Annotated in this window: 30 protein-coding genes; 11 read left to right on the forward strand and 19 right to left on the reverse strand. The window is 64.0% G+C overall.

All coding sequences use genetic code 11. The features are described 5' to 3' along the window. Window positions 1–93 precede the first annotated feature (93 nt). From G471_RS0101510 to G471_RS0101530, 5 genes are read left to right on the forward strand one after another with little or no spacing between them, the layout of a single operon-like run. Window positions 94–1,257, forward strand: a complete 1,164-nt coding sequence (locus G471_RS0101510) for an ABC transporter substrate-binding protein (protein ID WP_028993757.1) — start codon at window positions 94–96, stop codon at window positions 1,255–1,257. Then, window positions 1,254–2,168 (forward strand): branched-chain amino acid ABC transporter permease, encoded by a 915-nt coding sequence (locus G471_RS0101515; RefSeq protein WP_028993758.1) that lies wholly within the window; start codon window positions 1,254–1,256, stop codon window positions 2,166–2,168. Before G471_RS0101510 ends, G471_RS0101515 begins: the two co-directional genes overlap by 4 nt. Then, window positions 2,168–3,115: a branched-chain amino acid ABC transporter permease gene (locus G471_RS16370; protein ID WP_043420595.1), complete on the forward strand. Its 948-nt coding sequence runs from the start codon at window positions 2,168–2,170 to the stop codon at window positions 3,113–3,115. The genes G471_RS0101515 and G471_RS16370 overlap by 1 nt, the downstream gene beginning before the upstream one ends. Further along, window positions 3,108–3,863 (forward strand): ABC transporter ATP-binding protein, encoded by a 756-nt coding sequence (locus G471_RS0101525; protein WP_028993759.1) that lies wholly within the window; start codon window positions 3,108–3,110, stop codon window positions 3,861–3,863. The genes G471_RS16370 and G471_RS0101525 overlap by 8 nt, the downstream gene beginning before the upstream one ends. Next, window positions 3,860–4,570, forward strand: coding sequence for an ABC transporter ATP-binding protein (locus G471_RS0101530; RefSeq protein WP_088177941.1), 711 nt, complete (start codon window positions 3,860–3,862; stop codon window positions 4,568–4,570). Before G471_RS0101525 ends, G471_RS0101530 begins: the two co-directional genes overlap by 4 nt. Here the strand turns inward: G471_RS0101530 and G471_RS16375 are convergent. Next, the gene (locus tag G471_RS16375) at window positions 4,517–6,175 is read right to left on the reverse strand and encodes a putative bifunctional diguanylate cyclase/phosphodiesterase (protein ID WP_245580497.1); all 1,659 of its coding nucleotides are present in this window, start codon (window positions 6,173–6,175) and stop codon (window positions 4,517–4,519) included. The two genes, G471_RS0101530 and G471_RS16375, sit on opposite strands and share 54 nt — an antisense overlap. On the opposite strand from G471_RS16375, the gene G471_RS19425 reads away from it, so the two are divergent. Further along, a complete protein-coding gene (locus G471_RS19425; protein ID WP_245580500.1) occupies window positions 6,080–6,292 on the forward strand; it encodes a hypothetical protein in 213 nt (70 codons plus the stop codon). The genes G471_RS16375 and G471_RS19425 overlap by 96 nt on opposite strands. Before the next feature lie 112 nt (window positions 6,293–6,404). Here G471_RS19425 and G471_RS0101540 read toward each other — a convergent pair whose 3' ends face one another. From G471_RS0101540 to ybgC, 9 genes are read right to left on the reverse strand one after another with little or no spacing between them, the layout of a single operon-like run. Beyond that, the gene (locus G471_RS0101540; protein ID WP_028993761.1) at window positions 6,405–6,767 is read right to left on the reverse strand and encodes a PilZ domain-containing protein; all 363 of its coding nucleotides are present in this window, start codon (window positions 6,765–6,767) and stop codon (window positions 6,405–6,407) included. A 16-nt stretch (window positions 6,768–6,783) separates the two neighbouring features. After that, window positions 6,784–7,422, reverse strand: coding sequence for a 7-carboxy-7-deazaguanine synthase QueE (gene queE / locus G471_RS0101545; RefSeq protein ID WP_028993762.1), 639 nt, complete (start codon window positions 7,420–7,422; stop codon window positions 6,784–6,786). A 3-nt stretch (window positions 7,423–7,425) separates the two neighbouring features. Further along, the gene (gene ybgF / locus G471_RS0101550) at window positions 7,426–8,175 is read right to left on the reverse strand and encodes a tol-pal system protein YbgF (protein WP_028993763.1); all 750 of its coding nucleotides are present in this window, start codon (window positions 8,173–8,175) and stop codon (window positions 7,426–7,428) included. Window positions 8,176–8,177: 2 nt separating this feature from the next. Further along, window positions 8,178–8,720 carry a peptidoglycan-associated lipoprotein Pal gene (pal, locus tag G471_RS0101555; RefSeq protein ID WP_028993764.1) on the reverse strand — a complete coding sequence of 181 codons (543 nt, stop codon included), beginning with the start codon at window positions 8,718–8,720 and terminating at the stop codon, window positions 8,178–8,180. Between the two features lie 23 nt (window positions 8,721–8,743). Beyond that, the gene (gene tolB, locus G471_RS0101560; protein ID WP_028993765.1) at window positions 8,744–10,015 is read right to left on the reverse strand and encodes a Tol-Pal system beta propeller repeat protein TolB; all 1,272 of its coding nucleotides are present in this window, start codon (window positions 10,013–10,015) and stop codon (window positions 8,744–8,746) included. A gap of 31 nt (window positions 10,016–10,046) precedes the next feature. Beyond that, window positions 10,047–10,817: an energy transducer TonB gene (locus tag G471_RS0101565; protein WP_028993766.1), complete on the reverse strand. Its 771-nt coding sequence runs from the start codon at window positions 10,815–10,817 to the stop codon at window positions 10,047–10,049. A gap of 4 nt (window positions 10,818–10,821) precedes the next feature. Beyond that, entirely contained in the window at window positions 10,822–11,223 is a 402-nt protein-coding gene (locus G471_RS0101570) for an ExbD/TolR family protein (protein ID WP_028993767.1), read from the reverse strand. Window positions 11,224–11,227: 4 nt separating this feature from the next. Beyond that, on the reverse strand, window positions 11,228–11,905 hold the full coding sequence (gene tolQ, locus G471_RS0101575; RefSeq protein WP_028993768.1) for a protein TolQ: 678 nt from the start codon (window positions 11,903–11,905) through the stop codon (window positions 11,228–11,230). Continuing rightward, window positions 11,902–12,324 carry a tol-pal system-associated acyl-CoA thioesterase gene (ybgC, locus tag G471_RS0101580; RefSeq protein WP_028993769.1) on the reverse strand — a complete coding sequence of 141 codons (423 nt, stop codon included), beginning with the start codon at window positions 12,322–12,324 and terminating at the stop codon, window positions 11,902–11,904. Before ybgC ends, tolQ begins: the two co-directional genes overlap by 4 nt. Before the next feature lie 104 nt (window positions 12,325–12,428). Between ybgC and G471_RS0101585 the strand changes: the two genes are divergently transcribed. Next, a complete protein-coding gene (locus tag G471_RS0101585) occupies window positions 12,429–13,886 on the forward strand; it encodes a sensor domain-containing diguanylate cyclase (RefSeq protein WP_028993770.1) in 1,458 nt (485 codons plus the stop codon). Here G471_RS0101585 and ruvB read toward each other — a convergent pair whose 3' ends face one another. From ruvB to G471_RS0101620, 7 genes are read right to left on the reverse strand one after another with little or no spacing between them, the layout of a single operon-like run. Continuing rightward, a complete protein-coding gene (ruvB, locus tag G471_RS0101590; RefSeq protein WP_028993771.1) occupies window positions 13,887–14,945 on the reverse strand; it encodes a Holliday junction branch migration DNA helicase RuvB in 1,059 nt (352 codons plus the stop codon). Next, window positions 14,942–15,997, reverse strand: a complete 1,056-nt coding sequence (locus tag G471_RS0101595; protein WP_028993772.1) for an AI-2E family transporter — start codon at window positions 15,995–15,997, stop codon at window positions 14,942–14,944. Before G471_RS0101595 ends, ruvB begins: the two co-directional genes overlap by 4 nt. After that, window positions 15,997–16,578, reverse strand: a complete 582-nt coding sequence (gene ruvA / locus G471_RS0101600) for a Holliday junction branch migration protein RuvA (protein WP_028993773.1) — start codon at window positions 16,576–16,578, stop codon at window positions 15,997–15,999. Before ruvA ends, G471_RS0101595 begins: the two co-directional genes overlap by 1 nt. Before the next feature lie 34 nt (window positions 16,579–16,612). Beyond that, window positions 16,613–17,146 carry a crossover junction endodeoxyribonuclease RuvC gene (gene ruvC / locus G471_RS0101605; protein ID WP_211226363.1) on the reverse strand — a complete coding sequence of 178 codons (534 nt, stop codon included), beginning with the start codon at window positions 17,144–17,146 and terminating at the stop codon, window positions 16,613–16,615. Next, a complete protein-coding gene (locus G471_RS0101610; protein ID WP_028993775.1) occupies window positions 17,143–17,997 on the reverse strand; it encodes a DMT family transporter in 855 nt (284 codons plus the stop codon). Before G471_RS0101610 ends, ruvC begins: the two co-directional genes overlap by 4 nt. A gap of 6 nt (window positions 17,998–18,003) precedes the next feature. Continuing rightward, window positions 18,004–18,528, reverse strand: a complete 525-nt coding sequence (locus G471_RS0101615) for a 3'-5' exonuclease (protein WP_028993776.1) — start codon at window positions 18,526–18,528, stop codon at window positions 18,004–18,006. Then, entirely contained in the window at window positions 18,525–19,250 is a 726-nt protein-coding gene (locus G471_RS0101620; RefSeq protein WP_028993777.1) for a YebC/PmpR family DNA-binding transcriptional regulator, read from the reverse strand. The genes G471_RS0101615 and G471_RS0101620 overlap by 4 nt, the downstream gene beginning before the upstream one ends. Before the next feature lie 143 nt (window positions 19,251–19,393). Between G471_RS0101620 and G471_RS0101625 the strand changes: the two genes are divergently transcribed. The 3 genes from G471_RS0101625 to G471_RS18985 all read left to right on the forward strand — a co-directional run bounded on the left by G471_RS0101625 (window position 19,394) and on the right by G471_RS18985 (window position 21,311). Further along, entirely contained in the window at window positions 19,394–19,729 is a 336-nt protein-coding gene (locus G471_RS0101625; protein ID WP_028993778.1) for a hypothetical protein, read from the forward strand. A 113-nt stretch (window positions 19,730–19,842) separates the two neighbouring features. Then, window positions 19,843–20,724, forward strand: coding sequence for a pirin family protein (locus G471_RS0101630; protein ID WP_028993779.1), 882 nt, complete (start codon window positions 19,843–19,845; stop codon window positions 20,722–20,724). A 56-nt stretch (window positions 20,725–20,780) separates the two neighbouring features. Continuing rightward, window positions 20,781–21,311, forward strand: coding sequence for a hypothetical protein (locus G471_RS18985; RefSeq protein WP_157272423.1), 531 nt, complete (start codon window positions 20,781–20,783; stop codon window positions 21,309–21,311). Here the strand turns inward: G471_RS18985 and G471_RS0101640 are convergent. Together G471_RS0101640 and G471_RS0101645 are read right to left on the reverse strand one after the other, a co-directional pair. Continuing rightward, complete coding sequence (locus G471_RS0101640) at window positions 21,305–21,559, reverse strand: Txe/YoeB family addiction module toxin (RefSeq protein WP_028993780.1); 255 nt, start codon at window positions 21,557–21,559, stop codon at window positions 21,305–21,307. The genes G471_RS18985 and G471_RS0101640 overlap by 7 nt on opposite strands. Continuing rightward, complete coding sequence (locus tag G471_RS0101645) at window positions 21,556–21,807, reverse strand: type II toxin-antitoxin system Phd/YefM family antitoxin (protein ID WP_028993781.1); 252 nt, start codon at window positions 21,805–21,807, stop codon at window positions 21,556–21,558. The genes G471_RS0101640 and G471_RS0101645 overlap by 4 nt, the downstream gene beginning before the upstream one ends. A 138-nt stretch (window positions 21,808–21,945) precedes the next feature. Between G471_RS0101645 and G471_RS0101650 the strand changes: the two genes are divergently transcribed. Continuing rightward, a complete protein-coding gene (locus G471_RS0101650) occupies window positions 21,946–23,538 on the forward strand; it encodes a helicase HerA-like domain-containing protein (protein WP_028993782.1) in 1,593 nt (530 codons plus the stop codon). Window positions 23,539–23,556: the final 18 nt, after the last annotated feature.

Here is a 23,556-nt window from a genome sequence, read left to right on the forward strand (position 1 = left end):
CGAATATACCCGAATTTGCCCCATCTCCGCGACGGTATCTGCTTGTTCCTGCGCTACAATTTGCCGCTTGACCCCATTTTCTTGGAGAACAAGATGTCGATCCGCCTGACCGCCCTCGCCGCTGCCTTGATGCTCGCCGGTTCCGTCCACGCTGCCGACCCGATCAAGGTCGGCTTCGTCTCCACCCTGTCCGGCCCTGGCGCCGGCCTCGGCGTCGACATCCGCGACGGCTTCAACCTCGGCATGCAGCACCTGGGCGGCAAACTCGGCGGCCTGCCGGCCGAAGTCCTGATCGCCGACGACCAGCAGAACCCGGACATCGCCAAGCAGGCAACCGACCGCTTCCTCAAGCGCGACAAGGTCGATTTCATGACCGGCATCGTCTTCTCCAACATCATGCTGGCCGTCGGCCCGGCGGTGTTCCAGAACCAGACCTTCTACATCTCGGCCAACGCAGGCCCCTCGCAATACGCTGGCGCACAGTGCAATCCCTTCTTCTTCAACGTCGCCTGGCAGAACGACAACCTGCACGAAGCCGTTGGCAAGGTGGTTCAGGACAAGGGTTTCAAGAACGTGATGATCGTCACCCCCAACTACCCCGGTGGCAAGGACGCAGTGTCGGGCTTCAAGCGCTTCTACAAGGGCAAGACCGAGGAGATGTACACCAAGCTCGGCCAGCTCGATTACGCCGCCGAACTGGCGCAGATCCGCGCCGCCAAGCCGGACGCGCTGTTCTTCTTCCTGCCGGGCGGCATGGGCATCAACTTCGTCAAGCAGTTCGTCGCCGCCGGCCTGTCGCGCGACACCCAGTTGTTCGCCCCCGGCTTCTCGGCCGACGAGGACGTGATCAAGGCTGTCGGCGAGCCGATGATGGGCATGTTCAACTCATCGCACTGGGCGCACGACATGGACAACGCCGAGAACAAGCGTTTCGTCGCCGATTTCCAGAAGGCCTACGGCCGCCTGCCGTCGCTGTACGCCTCGCAGGGCTACGACGCGGCGCTGATGATGGACGCCGCAGTGCGTGACGTGAAGGGCAATGTCGCCGACAAGAAGGCGCTGCAGAAGGCGCTGGAAGCCAAGCGCTTCAAGTCGGTACGTGGCGAATTCAAGTTCAACAGCAACCACTATCCGGTACAGAACTACTACCTGCGCGCCATCGGCAAGGATGCCCAGGGCCGCGTCACCAACAAGACCATGGGCACTATCTTCACCAATCATGCTGACGCCTACGTGGCTCAGTGCAAGATGAAGTGACCCAGCTGGTTCTCGAGCAGGCCCTCAACGGCCTGCAGTTCGGCCTCATGCTGTTCCTGCTGGCCGCCGGGTTGACGCTCGTCTTCGGCATCATGGACTGCATCAACCTGGCCCATGGTTCGCTGTACATGGTCGGCGCCTATTTCGTCGCTGCCGCCGCCCAAGCGGCCGATTCGTTCTGGATCGGGCTGGGCGCCGGCATCGCCGGCGCGGCCCTGCTCGGGCTGCTGCTCGAACTGTCGCTTTTCCGGCAGTTGTACCGGCGCGACCACCTGTCGCAGGTGCTTGCCACGTTCGCCCTGATCCTGATCGCCAACGAAAGCGTACGCGTGATCTGGGGGCCGGCGCCGCTGATGCTCAACCCGCCCGAATCGCTGGCCGGGCCGGTGGAGATTGCCGGCTTCTTCTACCCGGCCTACCGGTTGGTGATCATCGGCGTCGGTCTGGTCGTCGCCGCATTGCTCTACCTGCTCGTCGCGAAGAGCCGGGTCGGCATGTGGGTTCGCGCCGGCGCCGCCAATCGCGAGATGACCGAAGCACTGGGTATCAACGTGCGCGGCTTGTTCACCGCCGTGTTCGTGTTCGGCGCCGCCTTGTGTGCGCTGGCCGGCGGCCTGCTCGGGCCGCTGCTGGCGGTTCAGGTCGGCATGGGTGAAAGCGTGCTGATCCTGGCTTTCGTCGTCATCATCATCGGCGGCATCGGCTCGATCCGAGGCGCCCTGGTCGGCGCGCTGATCGTCGGCACGGTCGATACGCTCGGCCGGGCGCTGCTGCCGACCTTGCTGCGCGCCACGCTGCCGGCGGACGCCGCCGCCACGCTCGGCCCGGCGCTGGCGTCCATCCTCATCTACCTGCTGATGGCGGCGATCCTCTTCTTCAAGCCGCAAGGCCTGTTCCCGGCGAGGGCGTGATGGCGTTCTACCGACCCGCCCGCTGGCAGAACGCTGCCGTCAGCGTCAGCTTGGCAATGTTGATCGCCCTGCCCGAACTGCTGACGGCGCTCGACCAAAGCTATTACACCGGCTTCGCCACCCGTGTCCTGATCTTCGCGCTGGCGGCGAGCAGCCTCAATCTGGTACTCGGCTTCGGCGGCATGGTTTCGCTCGGTCATGCCGCTTTCTTCGGCATCGGCGCCTATGTCGCGGCGATCTGCTACGACGCCGGCATCCACGAAGGCCTGCTGGTGCTGCCGCTGGCGGCACTGGTCGCCGGCCTGTTCGCGCTGCTGGTCGGCGCCATCAGCCTGCGTACGCGCGGCGTCTATTTCATCATGATCACGCTGGCCTTCGCCCAGATGACCTACTACCTGTTCATTTCCTCCAGCGCCTGGGGCGGCGACGACGGCATGCCAATCTACGAACGCATGCAGTTCGCCGGCTTCAGCCTGCTCGCAGATGAGGCGTTGTACTACTTGGCGCTCGGCGTGCTCGCGCTGTGCATGCTGCTTTTCGCCCGCCAGGCCCAGGCCCGCTTCGGGCGTACCGTGCAGGCGATCCGGGAAAACGAGACACGCATGGAAGCGCTCGGTTACCCGGTCTTCCGCTACCGCCTGGTCTGCTTCGCCCTCGGTGGCGCCGTCGCCGGACTGGCCGGCGCCCTGCTCGCCAACCTGACCGGGATGGCCAGCCCCAACCTGCTGCAATGGACGCAATCGGGCACCCTGCTGGTGATGGTCATCATCGGCGGCGTCGGCTATCTGTGGGGCGGCCTGGTCGGTGCCGTCGTCCTGCTCCTGCTCGAAGAATTCCTGCTCGCCTGGTTCGAGCACTGGCACATCGCGCTCGGCCTGCTGCTGATCGGCATCGTCCTCTTCGCCCCGCGCGGTGTCGCCGCCCTGTTCGGGAAACACCATGGCTGACGCACTGCTCGAAGTCCGCGCACTATCGCGCCGTTTCGCCGCCGTCGATGCGCTGCAGGGCGTCAATTTTTCGGTGACGGCTGGCGAAGTGCACGCGCTGATTGGCCCCAACGGCGCCGGCAAGACGACCTTCATCCACCATGTCTCGGGCGCTTTGCGGCCGGACAGCGGCAGCATCCACTTCGCCGGCCGCGAGGCCACGCGCCTGTCGATGCACGAGCGGGTCCGCGCCGGCATGGCGCGCTCCTACCAGATCACCAATGTTTTCACCGGCCAGAGCGCGCTCGACAATGTCGCGCTGGCCGTCCAGGGCCGCCCCGATGCCGGCAGCAGCTTCCGCTTCTGGCGCCCGGTGGCAGCCGAGCGGCGCCTGTTCGACGAGGCCGTCGCTTTCCTTGAACAAGTCGGCCTGGGCGATAAAGCCGGGCAACTGGCCGGTCACCTGTCGCATGGCGAACAGCGGGCGCTGGAACTGGCGATGGCGCTGGCCACTAAACCGCAATTGCTACTGCTCGACGAACCGATGGCCGGCACCGGCCCGGAGGAGTCGGCGCGCATGGTCGAGCTGATCGAACACCTGGCGCGCCACGTCACCATCCTGCTGGTCGAGCACGACATGGACGCGGTGTTCCGCCTGGCCGACCGCATTTCGGTGCTGGTCAACGGTCGCCTGATCTGTACCGGTCTGCCCGACGAGGTCCGCCAGGACGCCGAAGTGCGCCGCGCCTACCTGGGAGACCACCTGTGAGCAGCCTGCTCGAAATCCGCGGCCTGGAAGTCGCCTACGGCGCCAGCCAGGTGCTGTTCGGCATCGACCTGGCGATGGCCGAAGGCGAAGCCGCCACCCTGCTCGGGCGCAACGGCATGGGCAAGACCACCACGCTGCGCGCGCTGTGCGGGCTGGAACCGGTACGCGCCGGCAGCATCCGCTTCCTGGGCGAGGACATCACCGGCTGGCGCCCCGACCGCATCGGCCGCGCCGGCATCGCGCTGGTGCCGGAAGGCCGGCAGTGCTTCCCCAACCTGACGGTCGACGAACACCTGGTCGCCTTCTTCGCCAACCGCCGCCAGGTCGCCGAGCCCTGGACGCCGGCCCGCGTCTATGCGCTGTTTCCGCGCCTGGCCGAGCGCAAACGCAATCTCGGCAACCAGCTCTCCGGCGGCGAACAGCAGATGCTCGCCATCGGCCGGGCGCTGGTCACCAATCCGCGCCTGCTGGTGCTCGACGAAGCGACCGAAGGCCTCGCGCCGCTGATCCGTGACGAGATCTGGGCCTGCCTGTCAGCTTTACGGGCGGCCGGACAGAGCGTGCTGGTGGTCGACAAATACGTGGAAAAACTGATCGCCTTGGCCGACCGGCATACCGTGATCGAACGCGGCCAGGTCGTGTGGCGTGGCAGTTCAGCCGAACTCGATGCCGATCACGGCATCTGGCATCGCTATCTGGGCATCTGAACATCCGTCGAGCATCGCCTCGAACTGCGACAGAGCTTGCGGGCGGCCGAACATGTACCCCTGGAACAGAGTACAGCCGTGCTCGATCAGGTAAGCGTACTGTCCCTCGGTCTCGACCCCCTCGGCGACCACGCTCAGGCGCAGCGAACGCCCCATGGCGATGATCGCCCGAATGATCGCCGCATCATCGGGATCGCTCATGATGTCGCGGACGAAGGAGCGATCAACCTTGAGCTGGTCGAACGGAAACTTCTTCAGGTAGGACAGCGAAGCGTAACCAGTCCCGAAATCATCCAGTGAAAAGCGCACGCCGAGCAGGCGCAGCGCCCGCATCTTGAACACGACTTCGTCCACCTTGTCGAGCAGCAGGCTTTCCGTCAGCTCCAGCTTGAGCCGGCGGGGATCGGCTCCGTGCCGGGCCAGCGCGGCGCAAACCTGGTCGACGAAATCCGGCTGACGGAACTGGCGTGCGCTGACATTGACCGCCAGGTACAGTTCGCGCAATCGTGGATCGTCGTCCCAGCGACGCAGGGTGGCGCACGCCTGGTCGAGCACCCACAAGCCGATCGGAACGATCAGGCCACTCTCCTCGGCCAGGGGAATGAAATCGTCGGGCGGCACCAGTTTCTGCCCGTCCGGCAGCCAGCGCAGCAACAGTTCGGCACCAACCAGGCCGCTGTCCCGGTCGACCAGCGGCTGGGCATGCAGGACAAACTCATCGCGCACCAGGGCATGGCGTAACCCCGCTTCCAGTCGCGCCCGTCGATCAAGCGTGGTCTGCATCGCCTGGTCGAAGAAGCGAATCGCATTCCGCCCGGCCTCCTTGGCCTTGTACAGCGCGATATCCGCCTGCTTGAGCAGGGTATCCACGGTCTTGTCCTGCCCGTGGAAGAGCGTGACGCCGATGCTGGCAGTACAGTAATACTCCTGCCCCTGGGCCAGCATCACCGGGCGCGCCAATTCCAGACGCAATTTCTCGGCGATGCTCTCGGCACTGATCGCGGCCATCTGAGGATGGGGGTCCAGCGCCCCGATCATCACCGCGAACTCGTCGCCCCCCTGACGAGCCGCCGTATCGCAGTCACGGATGCACGCTTTGAGGCGGCAGGCGACCTCGATCAGCAGATGGTCACCGATATCGTGCCCAAGCGTGTCGTTGAGAATCTTGAAATTATCGACATCGATGATCAGCAAGGCCCCGTGCTCGGCCTTGCGCTTACCGGACATCCGCGCCTGTTCCAGGCGATCAAGCAGCAGACGACGGTTGGGGAGCGCGGTCAGCGGGTCGTAGAAGGCCAGGTGCTGAACCTCCGACTCGGCATGCTTGAGCTTGCTGATATCGGCGAAAGTCGCCACGTAACCGCTGACCTCGCCGGTGTCATTGCGCAGCACATTAATGATCAACCATTCCGGGTAGATTTCGCCGGACTTCCGACGATTCCAGATCTCGCCTTCCCAGGTATCGTGCTCGCGCAGCGACTCCCACATCCGGGTATAAAACCCCGGACCTTGCCGACCGGAAGCAAGAACTCTTGGCGTTTTGCCGATGACCTCTTCCGGGCGATAACCCGTCAACCGGCAAAAGGCCGCATTAACCCGACGGATGCACTGCTGCGCGTCGGTCAGCAGTACCGCTGCGCCAACGTGATCAAGTACGAACGCCTGATTCCACCTGTCGCCATCGACGCCCTGGTGGCCAGCCGCCGGATTCAAGTGATTTGACATGACACTCCCACATGCCAGCTATCGTTACGCCAGTATCCATGTCTGAGGCATGGTTATCGGCAGTATGCCCCAAGGCATATGCCGATTTCAACACCGTCCGTCGTATTTTTCAGCCGTGGGAGAGCAGGCTGATTTCACGCTCGAGCAGGTTTTCGTCGCCGAGATTCAGTTCGACCAGGCGGCGCAGATGGGTGGCACTGTCGAGATCGATTTCGTGGTTGGCCAGCCCATAGCTGTCGCCCTGGTGGTGAACGACGGTGACCCCGGTACGAATGTCCGTGCCGCCGTTATCCAGCGTTAGATGGAGCACCCCGTTGCTGCCGACCTTGACGAACATCGGCTGGATTGGACGAATCAGTGCGCCCTTGAGCGAAATATCGAGGATTTCGACCGCGTGCTCGCCGTCGGCAAGGAACAGTCGGCCCGGGCTCTGGAAGCTGATACGGGTAAATTGCCGGCGATTTTCGCTCATGGTCGTCTCCTCGGACTCATTTGCCTTGCATGTTACCCCAAAGCAGCTTGTGCAACTGCAACTGGAAGCGCACCGGCAGGCCGTCTTCGAGTATCCAGCCGGCCAGCGCCGCCGGTTCGATACTGCCCTGCGCCGGCGAAAACAGTACCGCGCAGCGGCTGTCCAGTTGATGCGCCTGGAGTACCTCGCGCGCCCACTCGTAGTCCTCACGCGAAGCGGTGACGATCTTGATCTCGTCCTTGGGCTTGAGGTGCGCCAGGTTGGCCCACAGGTTCTTGCCCGACTCGCCGGAATCCGGCGCCTTCAGGTCCATGATGCAGGCAACGCGCGGGTCGACCGGGGCGATGTCGAACGCTCCCGAGGTTTCCAGCGAGACGTCGTAACCGGCGTCGCACAGTGCCGTCAGCAGCGGCAGGCAGGCTTTCTGGGCCAGCGGCTCGCCACCGGTGACGCACACCTGACGGACCGGATACTTGGCAACTTCGGCCAGCACCTCGGCCTGCGTGCGCATCTCGCCGCCGGTAAAACTGTAGGTGGTATCGCACCAGGTACAGCGTAAGGGGCAGCCGGTCAGACGGATGAAAACCGTCGGCAAGCCGACGCGCGATGCTTCACCCTGCAAGGAGTGAAAGATTTCGGTGATGCGGAGATCCAATTCCTACTTCTTCTTCAGGCGTTCGCGGGCCTTGTCGGCAGCCGGCGAACTGGGGTGTTTCTCGATCAGGCTGGCCATCGTCTGACTGGCAGCCTTGCGATTACCCATTTCCTGCTGGCAGGTGGCGATCGACAGCATGGCATCCGGCACCTTGTCGCTCGCCGGATAACGACTGACCACCTGGCTCTGCGCCTCGATCGCCTTGGCGCAATTGCGCTGCGCATACCAGGCATTACCCAACCAGTACTGGGCATTGGCGGCCAGCGAACCGTTCGGGTATTTCTCGACGAAACCGGCAAAGGCCGCGGCAGCTTCCTTGTACTTGGTCGCCTTGAACAATTCGAGCGCGGCATCGTAGGCCGCCGTTTCCTGGGCCGGATTGGCGGTGCCGCCAATCGCCGCCGCCGGGCCAGCTGCCGGATCGGCAGCCGCCGCAGGCTGTTCGGCGACTTGCGGCTCAAACCGCCGGAGCCGGCTGTCGAGATCGAGGTAGAAGTCCTGCTGGCGCTTTTTTGCCTGCTCCAGTTCCCAGGTCAAGGTCTCGATCTGACCGCGCAAACGTGCAATCTCTTCCGCCTGGCGCTGGATCAATGCCGACAGTTCGAGCTGGGCGCGCGCCTGCTGATCGAAGCGTGCCTCGGTCTGGATCTTCTGATCCGCGATCTGGCGGCGCGCTTCCTTGTCGTCGAGGAAAGCCCAGGCAGAACCACTACCCAGGCTGGCGATCAGGAAAACCAGCGGCAGGCGACGCATGCTCAGAACTCGCCGCGGCCGTCAGCAGCGCGATAGAGAACGTCGGCGCGACGGTTTTCGGCAAAGGCCGCTTCGTCACGGCCGGTATTGCGCGGCTTTTCCTCGCCGAGGCTGACCGATTCGACCTGGTTTTCCTGGGCACCGAGCAGGATCAAGGCGCGCTTGACCGCATCGGCACGCTTCTGGCCCAGCGACAGGTTGTATTCACGCGAACCGGTTTCGTCGGTGTTGCCCTGGATCAGGACCTTGAAGCCACGGTTGGCGACCAGGAACTTGGCGTGCGCGGCAACCAGTGCCTGGTATTCGCCCTTGACCTCGTACTTGTCGACGTCGAAGTAGATGCTGCGCTGCGACAGCTGGCTCTTCGGGTCGGTCAATTCACGCGGCAGGCCGCTGGCGTCGAGGTCGCCGGCAACCACCGGCTTGACGTCGGTGCTGCCGCTGCGGCTTTCCACCGGGGCGCCGGCATTTTCATCGGGCACCGGGGTGGTGCTGCAACCGGCGAGTACGGCAAGGAACAGGCTGAGGGACAGGATTTTTTTCATGATGGGTTTTCTCCGAGAGGGAATTACTTGAGGAAGGGGCCCCATGCCGGTTCGCGAACATCGCCCGCGGCAATGGATAGTCGTTGTTTGATCCGGCCGTCAACTGAAACGGCTGAAAGCACGCCGCGTCCGCCAATTTCGGTGGCGAACAGGATCATCCGGCTGTTGGGTGCAAAACTGGGGGATTCATCACGGTGCGAGTCGGTCAGCACCTGCACCTGGCGGGAGGCAATATCCATGACTGCCAGCTGAAAACGGCCTTCGCGGCGGGTGATGAAAGCCAGGCTGCGGCCATCCGGCGACGGCCGCGGGGAAACGTTGTAGCTGCCGTCGAAAGTCACGCGCTGGGCGGCACCGCCGCTGGCATCAACGCGATAGATCTGCGGGCTGCCGCCCCGATCCGAAGTGAAGTAGATGTGCGCACCGTCGGCCGAATAACGCGGCTCGGTGTCGATGCCGGGCGACGAGGCAAGGCGCTGCAGGCCACTGCCGTCGGCATTGACCGTGTAAAGCTGGGAGTTGCCGTCCTTGGACAGGACCACGGCCAGCTTGCGGCCGTCCGGCGACCACGCCGGTGCCGAATTGGAACCCTTGAAATTGGCGACGATGTGGCGCTGCCCGGAAGCCAGCGAATGCACGTAGATCACAGGCTTCTTCTTCTCGAAGGAGACATAGGCCAGACGCGAACCGTCCGGCGACCAAACCGGCGAAATGATCGGCTCGGTCGAGGTCAGCGCCGTCGCCGCGCCCTGGCCGTCAGCATCGGCAATCTGCAACAGGAACTGGCCGCGCGACTTGACGACATAGGCGATGCGCGTCGAGAAGACGCCCTTCTCGCCAGTCAGCTTCTCGTAGATGTAATCGGCAATCCGATGGCCGGCCATACGCAACTGGGCACTCTGGGTCACAAAGGCCGCGCCGCCCAGGGTTTCGGATTTCTGTGCGTCGTACAAGCGGAAACGCGCCTCGATGCGGCCGTCGGCGGCGCGGGTAATGCTGCCGGCCGCCAGCGCGTCAGCGCCGCGTGCCTTCCAGGCCGGCAGATCGACCGGGGTGTTTTCGTCGAGCGCGGCACCGGCCGGATCGACCAGCCGGAACAGGCCGCTGCGCTCCAGGTCAGCGCGCACGGTCCCGACCACGATGCGCGACAGCGTCGGATCGCCGGCAAAGTCGGCAATCGCCACCGGAATGCGGCTGGCGCCGGCGCCGGTGATCTCGATCGACAACTGCGCCTGGGCCAGACCTGCGGTCAGCAGGCCGCAGAGCAGGAAAATACGGCGGGAAATTCTGGACATGGCGTTCATCTTCGGTGAAATTGGCGCGATTTTACTCTTCAAACGGCTTGTATTTGATTTCGAGGACCCGCTGGAACAAGGCCGGATTGTCCGGTTCCGGCAAGGGCGATGCGCTGCGGATCGCCCGCTCGATCGCCGCATCGAGCGCCGGCACGCCGCTCGAACGTTTCATGCGTACGGATAGAACGTCGCCCCCGGGCAATTGGTTGACCTCGAAAACCGCCTCCGGATTACCCTGGATGCCAGGCGGCAGGACGATCTTGTTGCGGATGGCGATACGGATCTTGCTCGCGTAGCTCTCCAGCCCGCGCCGGCTGGCCGCGGCCCGCTGCTCCTTCTCGGCCAGCGCCGCCAGCCGGTTCTGTTCGGCCACGGCCTGGCGCTCGCGGGTTTCGCGTTCGAGCATTTCCTTGAACGGATCGACCTTGGGCGCAGGTTTCGGCTCCGGCTTCACCGGCTCGGGCTTCTTGGGCTCGGGTTTCGGCGGTTCAGGCTTTTTCGGCTCCGGCGCCTTTTTTTCCTGCTTGACGACGATATCCGGCTTTTTCTGCACCTCGACCTTCACCGGCACCGGCTCCGGCGGTTTCGGCGGCGCTTCGACCGGCTTCGGCGGTTCCACCGGCGGCGCCACCCGGGTCGCCTTGACCGGCGTCGGCGACCACAATTCGACCTGCATCGCCTCGGGCTCGCTACGCTTCCACTGGACGCCCAGGAACAGGCCGCCGATCAACAGCAGGTGCACGGCCAGCGTGAACAGCATGGCCTTCTTTTTGCCAGGTTCGGTTGGGCGGTCGGGGATCATCGGATCATTTCACCGAGGTTTCCAGGCCAACCGACGAGAACCCCTGCTTCCTGACCTCTTCGAGCGCCTGCATCACGCTACGATAGGGTACTTCCTCATCGGCTGAGACCAGCACAGCGATATCAGGATTTCGTTGACGTTGGCCAGCCAGCGCACCACTCAACGAGGGCAAGCCATCAAGTTTCTGCTCCTTGTTCTCGACATCAAACAGGGATAGCCCGCCATCCTTGGCAACCTCCACCCGCAAAAATTTGTCTGGCTTCTGCGGCGCTGTACCGCTTGAGGGCAATTTGACCTCTCCGGTACTCATCATTGGCGTCGCCACCATGAAGATGACGAGCAGCACCAGCATCACGTCGATGTAGGGGACGACGTTGATCTCGTTTTTCAGGCGGCGCTGGCGCATGGCCTTACCTCATCTGGCGCTGGAGGATGTTCGAGAACTCCTCCATGAACGACTCGTAGCGCACGGCGATGCGGTCGATATCGTGCGAGAAGCGGTTGTAGGCGAGTACCGCCGGAATCGCCGCGAACAGGCCGATGGCGGTGGCAACCAGGGCTTCGGCGATACCCGGGGCAACCGAGGCGAGCGTTGCCTGGCCGACGTTACCGAGCGCCCGGAAGGCATGCATGATGCCCCAGACGGTACCGAACAGGCCGATGTAAGGCGACACCGAACCGACCGAGGCAAGGAAGGCGAGGTGGGCTTCCAGCGCGTCCATCTCGCGCTGATAGGTGGCGCGCATGGCGCGGCGCGAACCGTCGACGATGTCCTTGGAATCGAGGTTCTTCTGGCCGCGCAGCTTGGTGAATTCGCGGAAACCGGATTCGAAGATGCGTTCCATCGAACCGGCGTTGTGACGGTCGTTGATCGCGCTCTGGTAGAGGTTGTTGAGATCGCCGCCAGACCAGAAATCGCGCTCGAATTCCTCGGTCTTGCGCTGCGACTGCTTGACCGCGAACCACTTCATCGCGATGTAGTACCACGACATCAGCGAGACGCCGGCGAGCAGCGCCATGACCAGTTGCACGACGGCGCTGGCCTCGAGGATGAGGTGGAGGATGGACATGTCCTGGGTGACGTTCATTTCAATGCTTCCAGCTTGGCATGGAGGTAATCGGGAATCGATGCGGGGCTCATCGTCGCCATGTTCACGCAGGCAATCTCGACGTTGCCGGTGACCAGGAGATCGTCGCCGCGACGCGCCCACTGGCGGAAGATCACCCGCACCCGGGTCAGTTTCTCGACTTCGAGCCCGATGCTCAGCACGTCGTCGAGACGGGCCGGCTTCAGATATTCGCAAGCCGCCTTGCGGGCGACGAAGCCGATGCCGGCTTCGGCAGCCAGTTGCGCCTGGCCGTACCCGGCGTGACGCATCCATTCGGTGCGGCAGCGCTCGAAAAAACGCAGGTAATTGGCGTAGTAAACGACGCCACCGGCATCCGTATCCTCGTAATAGACGCGGACCGGAATGGAAAAGGCGTTGGCACGGGCAATCTCAGTCATCCCGGGATTTTACCTTGCGCCGCAACAACGATGTGTAACGGCCTGTTTCCTTTTGCCAAATTGGGTGACTGGCGTTCGCTGCCGGGCTACCGCATAATCCCGCCATGTCCCGGTCCATCCGCATCTTCGATCGCCGCAGCCTGATCCTGCTGCTCGGCCTGCTGCTCAGCGGCGGTTTCTTCGCGACCACACTGTTCGGCTATTTCGTTTCCAAGGAAGCGATCCGCAGCGCCATCATCGGTCAGGACCTGCCGCTGACCTCAAGCAACATCTACTCGGAAATCCAGAAAGATCTGGTCCGGCCGGTACTGATTTCCTCGACCATGGCCCACGACACCTTCCTGCGCGACTGGGTCCTGCGCGGTGAAGACAAGGTCAGCGAGATGTCGCGCTACCTGGCCGAAATCAGGCAGCGTCACGGCGCCTTCAGCAGCTTCTTCGTTTCCGAACACAGCGGCAATTACTACACCGGCGAAGGCGTGCTCAAGCAAGTGCGCGAGGACGAGCCGCGCGACGCCTGGTATTTCCGGGTGCGCGACATGCGCGATGAGTACGAGATCAACGTCGACCCCGATCTCGCCAATCTCGACGCCCTGACCATCTTCATCAACTACCGGGTGTTCGATTTCGACCAGCGCTACATCGGCGCCACCGGCATCGGCCTGACCGTGGACTCGGTGCGCCGGCTGATCCGCGACTACCAGGCCCGGTTCCAGCGCACCATCTATTTCACCGATGCCACCGGCAAAGTCATCGTCCACGGCGGCGAAACGGCCCCCGACCTGCGCCAGCGCCCCGGACTGGCCCAGCAACTCGATCGCATCCTGCTTGAGCGCACTGGCTTCTATCAGTTCGAGGACAACGGAGACAACCACATCCTCAACGTCAATTACCTGCCCGAGCTGAAGTGGTACCTGTTCGTCGAGCAGAACGAGGATGTCGCGCTGGCCGGCATCCGCCAGACCCTCTACGTCAATCTGATCATCAGTCTGGTGGTGACGCTGATCGTCACCTTCCTCGCCTACCTGACGCTAGGTGCCTACCAGTCGCGGATCGAGAAGATGGCATCGACCGACAAGCTGACCGGCCTGCTCAACCGCCACGCCTTCGGCATCCTGATCGAGAAGCTGCTGGCCGGAAATCGCCGGGCGCCACGCCCGATCAGCTTCCTGCTCGCCGACATCGACCATTTCAAGGACATCAACGATCGCCACGGCCACCGCATCGGCGACGAGGTGCTGAGCAACATTGCGCAGCAGCTCAAATCAACGCTGCGCGAGGCCGATTTTGCCGTTCGCTGGGGAGGGGAAGAGTTCCTGATGGTCCTGCCAGGCTGCCCGCTCAACGAAGCGCTCGTCGTCGCCGAGAAATTGCGACACGCCATTGCCAGCGCCCAACTGGCGCCGGGCGAACCAACCATCCGCGTCACCCTGAGCCTGGGCGTCAGCGAACTTGACGACAGCGAAACCGCCGACCACGCCATCAGTCGGGCAGACGATGCGCTGTACGCTGCCAAGCGGGCTGGCCGCAACCAAGTATCGGCAGCCCCGCCGCTGGGCTGATCAAACGTCGGAGAGCAGGTCGCGCGCCGCCGCGCCAGGCGGTTCGGCGAGGCCGAGATGGCGATAGATGGCCGGCGTGGCAATGCGCCCGCGCAAGGTCCGCTGCAGGTAACCCTGCTGGATCAGGTAGGGTTCGAGCACATCCTCGATCGTGTCGCGCGCTTCGCCGATGGCTGCCGCCAAGTTATCCACGCCGACCGGCCCGCCGCCGAACTTGTCGATGACGGCATGCAGCAGCTTGCGGTCCATCAGGTCGAGACCTGCCGGGTCGACGTCGAGCATGTGCAGCGCCCGGTCGGCAATGTCGCGGCCGATGCTGCCGTCGCCCTTCACTTCGGCGTAGTCGCGCACCCGGCGTAACAGGCGGTTGGCAATACGCGGTGTGCCGCGCGAACGTTTGGCGATTTCCAGCGCACCGGCCGGATCGATCGGCGCGTTCAGGAGCGTCGCCGAGCGGGTGACGATGCTCTGCAATTCCTCGGCATTGTAGAACTCCAGCCGGGCGACGATACCGAAACGGTCGCGCAGCGGATTGGTCAGCATGCCGGCACGGGTGGTCGCGCCAACCAGCGTGAACGGCGGCAGATCGAGCTTGACCGAGCGCGCCGCCGGGCCTTCGCCGATCATGATGTCGATCTGGAAGTCCTCCAGCGCCGGGTAGAGGATTTCCTCGACCACGGGCGACAGGCGGTGGATTTCGTCGATGAACAGCACGTCGTGCGGCTCGAGGTTGGTCAGGATCGCCGCCAGGTCGCCAGCGCGTTCGAGCACTGGGCCGGAAGTCTGGCGCAGGTTGACGCCCATTTCGGCGGCAACGATGTGCGCCAGCGTCGTCTTGCCCAGGCCAGGCGGGCCGAACAGCAGCACGTGGTCGAGCGATTCGCTGCGATTGCGGGCGGCCTGGATGAAGATTTCCAGTTGCTCGCGGATTTTCTGCTGGCCGGTGTAATCGGCCAGCCGCTTCGGCCGCAGCGCGCGTTCCAGTGCCTCTTCCTGCGCCGATTTGCTCTGCGGCGCGATGATGCGCTCCAGCGGCGCCAGCTTGTCGGTTTCGATCATGTTGGGGATTCCTCGCGCAACCAGCGTATCAGGAGCATGTGGCCGAGCGCCAGCAGCACCGGCCCAAGAAAGATGCCGATAAAGCCGAACACCAGCACGCCGCCGAACACGCCGAGCGCGACGATGAGTACCGACAGTCCGGCGCCGCGCGCCATCAGGATGGGTTTGACGACGTTGTCGATGCTGCTGATGATGAGTAAACCGTAGAGTGCCAGGAAAATCGCCCAGCCGAGCTCGCCCTGGCCGTAGAGCCAGAGCGCGGCGCCGCCCCAGATCAGCGGCGGACCGACCGGAATCATCGACAGGAAGAAGGTCGCGAAGGCGAGCAGCACCGGCGCCGGCGCACCGGCGATGAAGAAGCCGATCATCGCCACCGAGCTTTGCGCGGCGGCGGTGCCGACGATGCCAAGCATGACCCCGAGGACGGTGCCGCGCGCCTTGTCGACCAGGCCTTCGCCGAGTTCACCGCCGAGCTTTCGGGCACCGCCGTAGAGCGCCGCGGCGACGACTTCGCCGTCACGGTAGAGGAAGAAGACGACGAACAGCACCAGCGCCAGTTGCAGCAAGCCGTTGGCGGCAACACCACCAGCCGCCAGCAGGAACTGCCGGGCCGGCGCGACGCCCTGGGCGAGCAGGGTGTTGAGTGCTTCGCGGCTACTCGCCACCTCATGCCAGAAATCGACGAGTTGCTGGCCGAACAGCGGAATTGCGGCGATCCAGCCGGGTGGCTCGGCCGGCAAGCCCTGGTCGAAGTAAGGCTTGACCAGATCAATGACCCGGTCGGCACCACTGGCCAAGGCGCCGGCCAGGAAAACCGTCGGCACCAGCAGGATCAGCACCAGCAACACGACCATCAGCGAAGCGCCGAGCGCGTCGCGCCCCCCCAGCCGTGGCAGCACGCGCTCACGGTAAATATCCCAGGTGCACACCCAGATCACCAGGGCAAACAACAGCGCCCCGACAAAAGGCAGCAGCACGGCGATGCTGCCGACAATCAGCAGCACCACCAGCGCAATCTGCGCCAGTCGCCGGGTATCGCAATCGTTGAGCATCAGGCCTTGGACAACAGCTTGAGTGCCTGGCGGATGCCGTCGGAGGTTCCGACGTCGGCCGGCAACTGCTTCATCGCGGCGGCGGCTTCCTTCTCGTTGTAGCCGAGCGCCAGCAGCGCGTTGGAAATGTCGGCGCGGGGATCATCGGCGGCGGCAATGTTCAGCGTCATCCCGGTGGCGTCGGCCAGCTTGCCCTTGAGTTCAAGCAGCAGGCGCTCGGCGGTCTTCTTGCCGATCCCGGGCACCTTGATCAGGCGCCCCAGCTCCTGCTGCGCGACGGCCGCCGCCAAGTCATTGACCGACAGCCCGGAGAGCACCGACAACGCCGTCCGGGCGCCGATCCCGGAGACCTTGAGCAACTGGCGGAAGGCGAAGCGCTCGGCCTCGCCGAGGAAGCCGTAGAGGAAATGCCCGTCCTCGCGCACCGCGAAATGGGTGAGCAGCGTCACCTTTTCGCCGACCGAGGGCAGGTTGTAGAAAGTGCTCATCGGCACGTCCAGCTCGTAGCCGACGCCGTTTACGTCAAGCACGATCTGCGGCGGGTTCTTTTCGACGACGAATCCGGTGAGTCTTCCAATCATGGGGCAATCCGATACTGTATGTCCAAACAGGTTCTCATCCTATCAGCCGCCCGCCGCGAACGCGATACCCCGCCGTCGCCAGCGCCCCCAGCCCCTGGCCGCCGTGCGCGTGGGCAATCGCGCAGGCGAGCGCGTCGGCGGCATCCGCCGTCGGTGCGCCGGGCAGGCTCAAGAGGCGGACGACCATCTCCTGCACCTGCTCCTTGGCCGCCTTGCCGTGCCCGACCACCGCCTGCTTGACCTGCAAGGCGGTGTATTCGGCGACCGGCAGGCCGCCATGCACCAGCGCCGACATCGCCGCGCCGCGCGCCTGGCCGAGCAGCAGCGTGGACTGCGGATTGACGTTCACGAACACCTTCTCGATCGCCGACTGGTCCGGCCGGTAGGTCGCGATCACCTCGCCGATGCCGGCGAACAGCGTGCCGATGCGCTCCGGCAGCGACTGCTTGTCGTTCGACTTGATGCAGCCGCTGGCGACATAGATCAGCTGGTTGCCGTGCTTCTCGATGACGCCAAAGCCGGTCACGCGCAGGCCGGGGTCGATGCCGAGGATGCGCACGCCGCTCATTTCGCCGGCCTCGCCACCAGCCAGACACCGGCCACCGCGACGGCCATGCCGACCACCGCGACCGGCGCCAGCGTCTCGCCGAACACCGCCCAGGCGATCAGTGCCGTGGTCGGCGGCGTCAGGTAGAACAGGCTGGCGACATTGACCGCGCTGCCGCTGCGGATCAGCAGGTTGAGCAGGCTGATCGCCCCGAGCGACAGGACCAGCACCAGCCAGCCGAGCGCGAACAGGAATTCGCCGGTCCAGTCGATGCGGTAATCCTCGAACAGCGCAACGGCGATGGCCGTCACGATGGCCGTCGGCACGAACTGGATGACCGAACCGGTGCGCAGGTCGAAGCGGGCGCAGAAACGTTTCTGGTAGAGCGTGCCGGCGGTGATCGCCAGCAGCGCGACGACGGCCGGCCACAGCATCGGCCCGAGCGCGGCATCGCCGAACTTGCCGGAAACGACCAGGCCGACGCCGACGAAACCGAGCGCCAGCCCGCCCCACTGGCGAGCACTCACTTTCTCACCAAGCAGCCAGCCGGCACTGCACGCCGTCAGCAAGGGCTGCATGCCAACGACCAGCGCGGTGATCCCGGCCGGCAGGCCGTGGGCGATGGCGACGAAGACGCCGCCGAGATAGAAGGCATGCACGAGCACGCCGGAAACGCCGATGTGCAGCCACTGCGCCGGGTCTTTCGGCCACGGCGCGCGCATGATCAGCGCAATCGCCAGCATCAGGCCGATCACCAGCCCGTAGCGGGTGAGCAGGAAGGACAGCGGTTCGGCGTAAGGCAGGCCGAACTTGGCACCGATGAAACCGGTACTCCACAGGAAGACGAAGAGCAGGGGATAGGCGCGCTGCATCGCGGCTCAGATGTTCCAGTCAGGCCGGCAGCGCTTGCGCGTTTCGGCAAAGGTTTCGAACAGGGTGCGCGCATCGCCGCTGGCGCGGTGGCGGCGCAACTGCAGGCGCAGTTCGACGGCCGCGCGGGTGGCGTGCCAGTTGGTCATTTCGCAGTCGCCAAGGATTTCGCGCAGGTCCTTGAGGCGGAAGCTGGGCACCAGATCGACCGCGTCGTAGAGCCGGCCGAGCCAGGCGTAGTCGGCGCCCCAGGCGTCGCTGTAGAGCGTCTGGCCGCGAAATTTCTGGTTAAGGTGCCCGGCCACCTCGGCGGCCGGCTTGCCATGCTGCTGCAGGATTTCCCGGCTGACGCCGTGCACCTTCTCGGCGCCGCTGTCCCAGTGGGTCCAGCCAGGTTCCGGCCGGATCAGCGAGCAATACATCTCGCCGCCCGGCAGGTAATAGCCGACCTCGATCGGGTAGCTGCCCGCACCGAAACCCGAGGCTTCGATGTCGATGATCGCGGGCAGCTCCGGTGGCCGGCTGGCGGTCACTCCTCGATGACCGCCGTGGTGTAGATTTCCTGGACGTCGTCCAGGCCTTCGAGCGCATCGAGCAGCTTCTGCATCTTCACCGCGTCGTCGCCCGTGAACACGTTCTCGCCTTCCGGCTTCATCGTCACTTCGCCAAACTCCGGCGTGAACCCGGCAGCTTCGAGCGCGTCCTTGACGGCAACGTAGTCGGCAGCGGCGGTGATGACTTCGATCGAACCGTCGTCGTTGGTTGCCACGTCCTCGGCACCGGCTTCGATGGCGGCATCCATCAGCGCCGCTTCGTCGGTGCCCGGGGCGAACAGCATCTGGCCGCAGTGCTTGAACTGGAAGGCCACGCACCCGTCGGTGCCCATGTTGCCGCCGTACTTGTTGAAGGCATGGCGCACTTCGGCCACGGTGCGGGTCTTGTTGTCGGTCAGGCAGTCGACCATGATCGCCGCGCCGCCGATGCCGTAGCCCTCGTAGCGGACCTCGACGTAATCGACGCCTTCGAGCTCGCCGGTACCTTTCTTGATGGCAGTGTCGATCTTGTCCTTGGGCATGTTCACGCCCTTGGCCTTGTCGACCGCAACGCGCAGACGCGGATTGAAGCCGGGATCACCCCCGCCCATCTTGGCCGCCACGGTGATTTCCTTGGCGATCTTGGAGAAAGCCGCACCACGCTTTTCGTCCTGACGACCTTTACGGTGCTGGATGTTGGCCCACTTGGAATGACCTGCCATGCTCTTTTCCTGAATGCGAATAACGAAGAAGGCGAGATTTTACCCGTCCGGCGTTTTCCCGTCAGGCCGGCGTGCATTGACCCACCTGCCGGGTCTGCTTGTTGCTTCGAAACCCTTTTTTCCCGCCCGAAACGACAAGCCCGATGCGAAAACCCACCCTCTACCAAAGCCTGAAAGCCAAACGGCGCAGCCAGCAACTGGTCATCGGCGTCACCTGGTACACCCCGGAAAGCTGGGCCGCAGTCAAGGCCACGGCCACCGATCCGGAATGCTTCGAAGACAGCTTCGATAAATGGAAAACCATGGCCGTGGCGGCCCGCCGCAATTTCCAGCGCTCCGGCGTGATGGCCCTGGAATGCCAGATCGACCCTGCCGCCTTCGCCGCCTGGTGCACCGCCAACCAGCAGGAAAACAACTCGACGGCGCGCGGCGAATACGTCTCCGAAGTGCTCAGCGCCGCCCACAACAAGGCGGACTGAAAACGCGCCGGCTTGTCGCAAAGCAGACAAGCCGGCGTCCCCGGCAATCGCCGATTCCCCTTTCGCCGCCACCTGTGGCAGGCTGACGCCAGCATCCGCCAGAAAGGGAAACCATGTCCGCCATCCAGCGCATCGCCACCCGCGAAACCGAACTCGGCGCCGGCCTGAGCATCCGCCGCGCCCTGCCCACCCGCCACCGGCGCATGGTCGGCGCCTGGTGCTTCCTCGACCACATCGGCCCGATCGACTTCGCCCCGGACGCCGGCCTGCATGTCGGCGCCCACCCGCACATCGGCCTGCAGACCTTCACCTGGCCGGTGGCCGGCGAAATCCTGCACCGCGACAGCCTGGGCAACGAACAACTGATCCGCCCCGGCCAGGTCAACCTGATGACCGCCGGCCACGGCATCGCCCACACCGAAGATTCTCCGCAACCCGGCCAGCACCTGCACGCCGCCCAACTGTGGATCGCCCTGCCGCCCGAACAACGCGACTGCCCGCCCGACTTCGCCCACTACCCCGACCTGCCAACCTGGACCGCCGACGGCGCCCAGTTCACGCTGCTCGCCGGCGATTACCAGAACAAGCACGCCCCCACCCGCATCCACACCCCCCTACTCGGCCTGGACATCGCCACCACCGCCGACGTCACGCTCGACCTGCCGCTGAAAACCGAATTCGAATACGGCCTGCTCCCCCTGCTCGGCCAAATCACCGCCGCCGGCGAAACCCTGGGCAGCGGCGAATTCCTCTACCTCGAACCCGGCCGTAACCACCTGCAACTCAAGCTGCCCGCCGGCAGCAAAATCCTGCTGCTCGGCGGCAAACCGTTCACGGCACCGCTCCAGATGTGGTGGAACTTCGTCGCCGGCGACCGCGCCAGCATCGCTGAGGCACAACGACAGTGGGAAAACGGCGATCCGCGCTTCGGGCCAGTCGGCGATGGCTGCGCCCAACGGCTGATGCCGCCGGCGCTGCCGTCGGGGTGGGGTTGAACGCAACATCAACAATACTCACCGGAAAATCAGCAACTAAATCAGGGAGAACATCAATGGAACTCTCGCAACTGGACCGCACTACGCTCAAGCTTCGAGTCACCCGAATAGATCGACAGGGAACAGATCGATTGATCAATCTTGCAAACGAGTTCGCCTCCAGCATATCTACGAAAGTACTCGAATCGCTCGAAAAGGGCGATTGCTCGAGTTCATTTGCAGATATTGCTGAAGCCGCCAAAACCAAGTTCTGTCTCTATTGCCTAGCAATAATCAATTGCTACGCGACGTTGGAAAACAATAGAAACGAAATCGTTGGCCAAAAATTCGCAAATTTGAAAAAGCTTGACCCTTTCCTAAAGGCAAAGGGAATCAACCATGAAAAAGTACTTTGCCATAAGACAATGGAAGAATTTCGACAAGTCAATAATGCCGTAAAGCATCATCGATTGAGCGAAGCAACAACAATCATCACCGAAAGCGGCAAACGTTACGGCACAAAGCAGTTGGAATCCCTGTACAAAAGATCCAGACGCTTGGATTCATACTTGACGGATTTATTCAGAAAATTTGCCAACACTCAATAATGAAACCGCAACTGCGCAATCAACAGCGCATCCCCTTCCACCCGATAAACCATCCGATGTTCATCGGTTATCCGTCGTGACCAGAACCCGGACAGCGCATGTTTCAGCGCTTCCGGTTTTCCCACTCCGGCAAAGGGGTCGCGCTGCGTTTCGCGGATCAGTTTATTGATCCGTTCGACCATGCGTCTGTCCTGCTTCTGCCAGTAGAGATAGTCCTCCCATGCCTCGTCGGCGAAGACCAGCTTCACGCGGCGAGTTCCCGTTCCGTGCCTTTGCCGGCATTCAGTTGCGCGGCAGCCGAGAGCAGTCGTTTGGCGTTGGCCGGGGTGCGCAGGAGGTAGGCGGTTTCCTCCAGCGCCTTGTAGTCTTCGAGCGACAGCATGACCACGGCTTGGTCGCCGTTTCGGGTGATGATCAGGGCTTCGTGGTCGTCACAAACGCGATCCATGGTGCTGGCGAGATTCGCGCGCAGCGTGGTGTAGGTCATTGCATCCATTTCAAGCCTCCGTACATGTACGTTTTAATGTACATACCTCACCACCTATTGTCCAGCCCCGCTTTACCCTCCTTAACACCAGCCCGCCGCCGCAGCGCTAGAATGCCGCCATCTGATCCTTTCCGGAGTCACCGTACCATGTCCGAACCGCTCTACCTGGCCAAGTCTGCCGATGATTTTCCCGCGCTGCTGCCGCAGATGACTAATCGCCACGGCCTGATCACCGGGGCGACCGGGACCGGCAAGACGGTGACGCTGCAGACGCTGGCCGAGCGCCTGTCGTACATCGGCGTGCCGGTGTTCATGGCTGACGTGAAGGGCGACCTGTCGGGTATGGGCGCGGCCGGTACGGTGTCGCCGAAGCTGCAGAAGCGCATCGACGAACTGGGCCTGGAGGGCTATGCCAATTACGCTAACACCGTGGCCTTCTGGGATGTGTTCGGCGAGAACGGCATTCCGGTGCGGGCGACCATTTCCGACATGGGGCCGCTGCTGCTGGCGCGCCTGCTCAACCTCAACGACACCCAGGCCGGCGTGCTGCAGATGGTGTTCAAGATCGCCGACGACCAGGGCCTGCTGCTGCTCGATCTCAAGGATCTGCGGGCGATGGTCCAGCATGTCGGCGATAACGCGGCGCAGTTCAAGACCGAGTACGGCAACGTGTCGACGGCGTCGATCGGCGCCATCCAGCGCGGCCTGCTGACGCTGGAAGAGCAGGGCGGCGATGTCTTCTTCGGCGAACCGATGCTCGACATCAACGACCTGATGCAGGTCGACAGCAACGGCCGCGGCGTCATCAACGTGCTCGCCGCCGAGAAGCTGATCCACGCCCCGGCGCTGTATTCGACCTTCCTGCTCTGGCTGCTGGCCGAACTGTTCGAGCAGTTGCCGGAAGCCGGCGACCTCGACAAACCGAAGCTGGTGTTCTTCTTCGACGAGGCGCACCTGCTGTTCGACGGTGCGCCGGCGGCGCTGGTGGACAAGGTCGAGCAGGTGGTGCGGCTGATCCGCTCGAAGGGCGTCGGCGTGTTTTTCGTGACCCAGAACCCGCTCGACGTCCCGGAAAAAATCCTCGGCCAGCTCGGCAACCGCGTCCAGCATGCGCTGCGCGCGTTCACGCCGCGCGACCAGAAGGCGGTGCAGTCGGCCGCGCAGACCATGCGCGCCAATCCGAAATTCAATGCCGCCGAGGTCATCACCGAACTCGGCGTCGGCGAGGCGCTGGTCTCCTTCCTCGACGAGAAGGGGCGGCCGAACATCGTCGAGCGTGCGTTCATCTTCCCGCCGGCGTCGCGCCTCGGCCCGCTGACCGAAGCCGAACGGCGCGCCAACATCGAAGCCTCGCCGCTGCTCGCCACCTACGGCGAGACGGTCGATCGTGAGTCGGCCTACGAAATCCTGCGCGGCCAACCGGCGGCCGCCAAGAAGACGGGCCCGGGCGCAATTCCGGCACCGGCCGCCCCCGGCGCACCGGCCCGACCGGCCAGCGCGCCGCGTCCGCAACCTGCCGCCGCCCCAGAACCGGCCCCGGCCGAAAGCGACGGCGGCCTGTTCGGCAGCCTGGGCAGCATCCTCGGCGGCAGCACCGGACCGCGCGGCGGACGCCGCGAGGGCGTGATCGAAGCTGCCGCCAAGAGTGCGGCGCGTGGGGTTGCCGGGACGGTCGGCCGGGAAATCGGCCGGCAGATCCTGCGCGGCGTGCTCGGGTCGATTCTCGGCGGGCGGCGCTGAATCTTACCCGCAGCCATT

Origin of the sequence: Azonexus hydrophilus DSM 23864 (assembly GCF_000429605.1) — a bacterium.
GTDB classification, from domain to species: domain Bacteria; phylum Pseudomonadota; class Gammaproteobacteria; order Burkholderiales; family Rhodocyclaceae; genus Azonexus; species Azonexus hydrophilus.